Source organism: Agromyces humi (genome assembly GCF_009720255.1).
Taxonomy (GTDB): Bacteria; Actinomycetota; Actinomycetes; order Actinomycetales; family Microbacteriaceae; genus Agromyces; species Agromyces humi.
Genome location: NZ_WJSP02000206.1, coordinates 1 through 6,479, shown reverse-complemented (window position 1 = coordinate 6,479; position 6,479 = coordinate 1). Strand labels below are relative to the sequence as shown.

7 protein-coding genes are annotated in these 6,479 nt (G+C 71.7%); 3 read left to right on the top strand and 4 right to left on the bottom strand.

All coding sequences use genetic code 11. The annotated features are described in order from the left end of the window. A partial coding sequence (locus GH736_RS14840; RefSeq protein WP_159604682.1) for a lysophospholipid acyltransferase family protein occupies positions 1 to 730 on the bottom strand: 730 nt, incomplete at its 3' end. Next, positions 727 to 1,644 (bottom strand): EamA family transporter, encoded by a 918-nt coding sequence (locus GH736_RS14835; protein WP_159604680.1) that lies wholly within the window; start codon positions 1,642 to 1,644, stop codon positions 727 to 729. The genes GH736_RS14835 and GH736_RS14840, both read right to left, overlap by 4 nt. Before the next feature lie 72 nt (positions 1,645 to 1,716). Between GH736_RS14835 and GH736_RS14830 the strand changes: the two genes are divergently transcribed. Beyond that, entirely contained in the window at positions 1,717 to 2,634 is a 918-nt protein-coding gene (locus GH736_RS14830; RefSeq protein ID WP_159604678.1) for a LysR family transcriptional regulator, read from the top strand. Between the two features lie 24 nt (positions 2,635 to 2,658). Here the strand turns inward: GH736_RS14830 and GH736_RS14825 are convergent, their stop codons facing one another. Continuing rightward, on the bottom strand, positions 2,659 to 3,165 hold the full coding sequence (locus tag GH736_RS14825) for a nitroreductase family deazaflavin-dependent oxidoreductase (RefSeq protein WP_159604676.1): 507 nt from the start codon (positions 3,163 to 3,165) through the stop codon (positions 2,659 to 2,661). Between the two features lie 120 nt (positions 3,166 to 3,285). Here GH736_RS14825 and GH736_RS14820 point away from each other — a divergent pair, with 120 nt between their 5' ends. Beyond that, positions 3,286 to 3,498: a hypothetical protein gene (locus GH736_RS14820; RefSeq protein ID WP_159604665.1), complete on the top strand. Its 213-nt coding sequence runs from the start codon at positions 3,286 to 3,288 to the stop codon at positions 3,496 to 3,498. Here GH736_RS14820 and GH736_RS14815 read toward each other — a convergent pair whose 3' ends face one another. Then, positions 3,499 to 4,563 (bottom strand): YihY/virulence factor BrkB family protein, encoded by a 1,065-nt coding sequence (locus tag GH736_RS14815; RefSeq protein WP_159604663.1) that lies wholly within the window; start codon positions 4,561 to 4,563, stop codon positions 3,499 to 3,501. Between the two features lie 102 nt (positions 4,564 to 4,665). Here GH736_RS14815 and GH736_RS14810 point away from each other — a divergent pair, with 102 nt between their 5' ends. Further along, complete coding sequence (locus tag GH736_RS14810; protein ID WP_159604661.1) at positions 4,666 to 6,252, top strand: Na+/H+ antiporter; 1,587 nt, start codon at positions 4,666 to 4,668, stop codon at positions 6,250 to 6,252. Positions 6,253 to 6,479: the final 227 nt, after the last annotated feature.

Genomic DNA, 6,479 nt, shown 5'->3' with positions numbered 1-6,479 from the left:
CCGCTGCGGCAGCCTCCTCGGGCGTGGGAGCCGTGCCGCCGAGGTGCTTGGGCTGCCACCAGGCTCCGGTGCCGTCGACGGGGTACCGGCGCTGCAGCTCGTCGACGAGCCCCTGCAGCGACGTGCGCAGCCGGTCCGTCGCGACATGCGGCTCCTCGCCGGTGCCGACCGCGATGGGCGACCCGAACGCGAAGGCGACGGGCACGCCGAAGCGCTCGCGGAATCGGATGCGATGACGTTTCGTGAGCAGCCGCTGGCCGCCCCAGACGGCGACCGGGATGATCGGCACGTCCGCCTCGGCGGCGAGCCGCACGGCGCCGGTCTTGAGCTCGCGCACGGTGAACGAGGCACTGACGCCGGCCTCAGGGAACACCCCGAGCAGCTCGCCCCTGCGGAGTGCCGCCACGGCCTTGGTGTAGGCCGCCGCGCCGGCCTTCATGTCGACGGCGATGTGCCGCATCCCCCTCAGGAGCCATCCGACGACGGGCTTGTCGAACGCGCCCTGCTTGGCCATGAAGCGGATGCGGCGGCGGTTCGCCAGCCACGTCACCCACTCCACGAGGGCGAAGTCGAGGTAGCCGAAGTGGGTCATCGCGAGCACCGCTCCGCCCGAGGCGGGCACATGCTCGACCCCGCTGACCTGCCGCTTGAGCCGCCAGAAGCCGAAGAGGCCACGACCCGCGACGATCGCCGCGCTGTAGATGGGTTCGCTCTCGCGTCGACGCTTCATCCCCTGAGCGTAGGCGCTGCCACTGGACGGCGCCTGAACCAGCGCTCGCCCAGGCCGCGGAGCTGCCCGGCGGCCACGCCGGCGACGAGCACCGCGCTGCCGACGAGTTCGAGCGTGTTCGGGACCTCCCCGAGCCACAGCGCGGCGGCGGCGAGCCCCACCGGAGGGACGAGGAGCGCGAAGGGCGCGACGAGCGCGGCAGGGTACTTCCCGAGCAGCATGTTCCAGATCGTGTAGCCGACGAGCGACGCGAACCCCGCGGTGTAGCCGACGCTGACGATGGTCGGCCACCCGATCGTGGCGAACGCGTCGCCGACCACCGCCGGGCCGTCGAGCACGAGACTCAGGGCCAGGACCGGCACCGGGACGAAGAGCGCCGACCACACGACGATGCCGAAGCCGTTCGCGCCCGCCGCGGAGCGCGAGATCACGTTCCCGATCCCCCAGCTGAGCCCCGCGGCCACGCAGACCAGCATCGGCAGGATGGCGGCAGCACCTGCAGCGCCTTCGAGACGTCCTGCGGCCACGACCCCGAGCCCGGCCACGGCCACGAGCGCGCCGACGAGCTGGATCGGCGTGGGCCGCTCCCGCAGGGCGACGGCGCCGATCACGAGCGTGAAGATCATCTGGCACTGCAGCACGACCGCCGCGAGGCCGGCGGGCAACCCCAGGTGCATGGCCGTGAACAGCAGGCCGAACTGGCCGGCGCTCATGAACAGGCCGATGCCGGCGAGCACCCGCCACGGGGCGTCGGGCTTCGGCACGAAGAAGACCAGCGGCACCGCGACGAGGGCGAATCGGAGCGCGACGAGCACGAGCGGCGGCGTGTCGCGCAGCCCGAGGTCGATGACGACGAAGTTCACGCCCCAGACGACGGCGACGAGGAGGCCGAGGACGAGGTGTCGGGGAGTCACCATGCCAGCCTCGCAGCACGAAAACGTCAGCACCAGTTCCGAATGCTTGCGCTGATCACGTACGATCGCTTCATGATCGACCTGCAAGGCCTTCGGGCGCTCGTCGCCGTCGATCGCGACGGCTCCGTCGTCGCGGCCGCGGAGCGCCTCGGCTACACGCCGTCGGCCGTCTCACAGCAGGTGAAGAAGCTCGAACGCGACCTCGACGCCGTTCTCCTCGAGCGCCGCGGCCGAGGGGTCCTCCTCACGGATCGCGGACGTGCCCTCGCCGTCGAGGGGCGCGAGCTCCTCACCGGCCTCGAGCGGCTCGAGGCCCTCGCCGCGAGCGGCACCCGCCGTTCGGCGCCGATGCGCATCGCCTCCTTCTCCACCGCCACCCGGGGACTCGTCGCACCGCTCCTGCGCCACCTGCGAACCGGCGAGGAGCCCGTGCTCGCCACGGTCACGAGCGTCGACCCGTTCGTCGCGATGGAGATGGTCGCCTCGGGCGTCGCCGACCTGGCCGTCGTGCACAACTGGAATTCGGTGCCGCTCGTCGCGCCCGCGCACGTGGCCACCGAGCACCTCTGCAGCGACGAGGCCGACGTGGTGCTGCCGGCACGTCATCCGCTCGCCCATCTCGAGGAGGTCGAGCGCGCAGACCTCGTCGACGAGGCGTGGGCGAGCACGCCGAAGGGCGCCATCTGCCACGAGGCGCTCCTGCGGATCTTCGCCGACCTCGGGGCGGTGCCGCGGATCGTCGCCGAGGACCCCGACTTCGCGTCGCTCATCGAACTGGCCCGCCAGGAGATCGCCATCGCGCTCGTGCCGCGACTCGGGCGCCAGCCGATGCCCGAGGGCGTCGTCGCCCGCCCCCTCGCCGACCACAGCCAGGTCCGGGAGGTGCGGGTGGCGTATCGCCGGTCGATGGCCGAGAGTCCCGGCATCCGTCGTGCAGTGCGCCTGCTCGTCGACGCCGGCGGTCGCGCCGAACGGCCCGGCGCCGCCTAGCCCAGCCGGCCGCGGCGAACGGCCTCACATCGACGCGTGATGCGGATCCGCCACCGGCTGCAGCCGGAAGAGCCGGACGACCCGGCCCGAGTCGCGCTCGTAGCCGCGATACCCGGGCCACTGCGCCTCGATGCGCGCCCACGCGGCGTCACGCTCGGCCGCGCCGATCGGCGTCGCACGCACCGGCATCCGCCGTCCACGTACCGTGATCGCCGCGTCCGGGTGGGCGAGCAGGTTGTAGGTCCATCCCGGATGCCGCTCCTGGGCGAACGTGGTGCCGGCCACGATCGCGCGACCGCGACCGTCGGGCGTGTACATCAGGTAGATGTCCCGAGGGGCCCCGGACTTCGCGCCCACCGTGTGCAGCACGAGCGAGGGCACGAGCAGCCCGCTGAGCTGCACCCGTCCCCCGGTGACGCGCGCGAGCAGTCGCTCGACCGGCGGCAGCACGATCGGGCCGAGCGCGCGGAACAACCTGGTCCGGGTGAGCGGGGCCACGGCGGAGCGGACGACCTGCAGCACGGTGGGCATGGGGCCATTCTGCTACCCCTCGTCGCGTGTCGCGTCAATCCCCTGCGGACGCGCCATCGCCGCCGTACCTTGGGCCCAGGCCGTCGCGGACGCGATGCGGCCCGAACGATCGGAGGAGCCATGTCCGACGCACGACGACCCGGAGAGCCGCTCGAGGGCGAGTACACCGACTCGGAGCTTCCACTGAGTGCGGAGTTGCCCAAGGAGGAGTACGAGGAGGTCGAGGAAGTGCTCGACGACGATGACGACCTCGGCGACACGCAGGAGGTCGACGAGGTCGAGATCGTCGAGATCGTGGAGATCGACGACCGGGACGACGACCGACTGCGCTAGCTAGCCGCCTTGGGCCGCGGCGTCGGCCCGTTCGCGATCGACCGCCTCGCGCGCCGAGGCGAGTTCGGTCGCGGCATCCGTCGCCCGGCGTTCGGCGCGCTGCAGGCGCCGCAGTGCCAGCGTCGGCGCGCCGAAGCGGGCGCGCACGCGGTCGTGCTCCTCGTCGACGGCGGCGACGATGAACGACCCGACGATCAGGATGACCTGGCTCGAGAGGTTGAACCACAACAGCAGCGCGATGAGCGAGCCGAATGACGCGAGCAGGGGGTTGTTCGTCGCCCCCGCCACGAACAGGCTCGACAGCACCTGCAGCACCGTCAGGCCGACGCCGCCGAGCAGCGCGCCCGCCCAGAGCGACCGAGCGCTCGGCCTGACGCCCGACAGGATGCGGAACATCGCCGCGATCACCACCGTGTCGATGGCGAAGATGACCGCGGTGGAGATGATGCGGGTGACGATCTCCGAGGTCGCATCGGTCTGCGAGGCGCCGAACCAGCCGAGGATGGTGTCGACCGCGGTGGTGCTGAAGAAGGTCACGAAGGCCGCGGCCGTGAGTGCGGCGCCGAACCCGATGGCGAGCAGCAGGTCGCGGCCCAGCACCCAGACGAAGAAGGTCTGGTCGTCGGGCTGGTCGGCGAGGGTGCGGAACGCGATGCGAAGTGAGCCGACCGCACCCATGGCCGCACCGAGGAGGCCGACCAGGGCGAGGATGCCGGTGAGGCTCAGGGTGAGCGGCTGGATGAGGTCGGCCGGGTCGATGAGCGCGTCCTCGCCGATCAGGCCGGGAATCGCGGCGTCGATCGTCGCAACGATGGCGTCCATCGCGTCGGGCTGACCCGAGAGCCACACCCCGCCGATCGCGAAGCCGAGGAACACCCCGGCGAAGACGGAGAAGAGCGTGCGGTACGTGATGCTGTCGGCGAGCATCGGGCCGTGGTGCTCGAGGTAGATGAACCAGGCCCGCACCGGGCGCGTCGCGAGCGCCCAGGCCGTGACCCGCCTGCCCCACGCGATGAGGCCCGCGAACGGGCCCCCTGGTGCGGTCTTCGTCTGCTCGTCGGCCATGTCGTCAGGCTATCGAGGGCGGATGGCGCCTGCAGGCGCTTGACACCCGACGAGCTCGCCCGCTCCCCTACATTGGACGTCACACCCGATGGAGGAGCGCAGATGGAAGGCCTGATCCTCGTGGTGGTGCTCGGCGCCACCATCCTCGGCGGCGGGATGCTCGCACAGCGCATCCCCGTGCCGGCACCGCTGATCCTGCTCCTGGCCGGAGCGGCCCTGAGCTTCGTGCCCGGCATCCACGTGGAACTGCCGCCCGAGCTCGTGCTGCTGCTGTTCCTCCCCGCGCTGCTCTACTGGGAGTCGCTCAACACCTCGCTCCGCGAGATCCTCGACAACCTCCGGGTGATCGTGCTGCTCGCGGTGGGGCTCGTGTTCCTCACGGCGTTCGCGATCGCGTGGCTCGCCTCGTCGTTCGGGCTGCCGTGGCCGATGGCCCTCGCGCTCGGCGCCATCCTGTCGCCGACGGATGCCACGGCGGTGGCCGCGGTCGTGCGGCGGCTCCCCCGTCGACAGGGCACGATCCTGCGCGCGGAGAGCCTGCTGAACGACGGCACCGCCCTCGTGCTCTACTCGGTCGCGGTGGGAGCGGCGACGGCGGGTGCGTCGATCACGGCAGGCAGCCTCTCGGTGCAGTTCCTGTACGCCTACGCGGTCGGCATCGGGATCGGGCTCGCGATCGGGTTCGCTGCGTACCAGGTGCGCAAGCTGTTCCGCGGCGACCGACTGCTCAGCGGCACCCTCAGCGTGCTCACCCCGTTCATCGCGTACCTGCCCGCCGAGCTCATCGGGGCATCGGGGGTCGTCGCCGTGGTCGTCTGCGGCCTCGTCATCAGCCAGGTCGGGCCACGCATCATCACGGCCGCCACGCGTGCCCAGACGTTCGGCTTCTGGCAACTGACGAGCTACGTGCTCAACGGCGCCCTGTTCGTCCTCATCGGGCTGGAGCTCAAGCCCGTGCTCGACGGACTGGGCGCCGACTGGCCGAGCGCCCTGCTCTTCGGGCTGGCCTGTGCCGTCGGGGTCATGGCGGTACGGCTGCTGTGGGGCGTGACGACGCCCTACCTGATCCGGCTCGTGGATCGACGGCCGGTGCAGCGCACGCGGCGGGTCGGGTTCCGTCAGCGGTTCCCGATCAGCTGGGCGGGATTCCGCGGCGCCGTGTCACTCGCCGCGGCCCTCGCCCTGCCCCAGCAGACCGAGGGCGGGGAGCCGCTGCCCGGCCGCGACCTCGTCATCGCCGTGACGTTCGTGGTCATCCTGTTCACGCTCGTGGTGCAGGGACTCACGCTCCCCGCCGTGGTGCGGTGGTCGGGCCTCGGCCGCGATCCGCGCGAGTTCGACGAGGAGTTGCTCGGCGAACAGGCGATGCTCCAGGCCGCCCTCGACGCACTGCCCGTCGCCGCGGGCGAGCTGGGCACGAGCCGGCCGATCGTCGACGGGCTGCGCACCTCGTACGAGGACCGGCTGCGCCTCATCCACCGGGAGGACGGCCGGCCGGAGGCGGCGATCCGCGATGCGAGCACGCGCGACGAGGAGGACGCGCTCCATCTCGCCATCCTGCCGGCGAAGCGAGCCGCGCTGCTCGGGCTGCGGCACGAGCGGCGCATCGATGACGTCATCCTGCGCCGGCTCCAGTCGCGCATCGACCTCGAGGAGCTGCGCCTGTCGGCTCCCGCCGACGAGGACTGAGACGGCGAACGCCCCCGACGGCAGACCGTCGGGGGCGTTCGGGGAACTCGGCCGGTGGCCGGGACTGGATCAGTACCAGCCCTTCGAGTTGAAGGAGTCCCATGGCTATGATGGCCGTCTGCACGGCGGCATCGGGCGTGCCCGGGCGTTCCACTCGAGAACGTGCCATCCAAGGGACGTGGCGCCCGACGACTACAGGAGAACATTCGTGGCTTCGATTCTGGAAA

Coding starts and splice junctions, on each gene's coding strand:
- GH736_RS14830 (WP_159604678.1), top strand. CDS start 1,717: ATGATCGACCTGCAAGGCCTTCGGGCGCTCGTCGCCGTCGATCGCGAC.
- GH736_RS14825 (WP_159604676.1), bottom strand. CDS start 3,165: ATGCCCACCGTGCTGCAGGTCGTCCGCTCCGCCGTGGCCCCGCTCACC.
- GH736_RS14820 (WP_159604665.1), top strand. CDS start 3,286: ATGTCCGACGCACGACGACCCGGAGAGCCGCTCGAGGGCGAGTACACC.
- GH736_RS14815 (WP_159604663.1), bottom strand. CDS start 4,563: ATGGCCGACGAGCAGACGAAGACCGCACCAGGGGGCCCGTTCGCGGGC.
- GH736_RS14810 (WP_159604661.1), top strand. CDS start 4,666: ATGGAAGGCCTGATCCTCGTGGTGGTGCTCGGCGCCACCATCCTCGGC.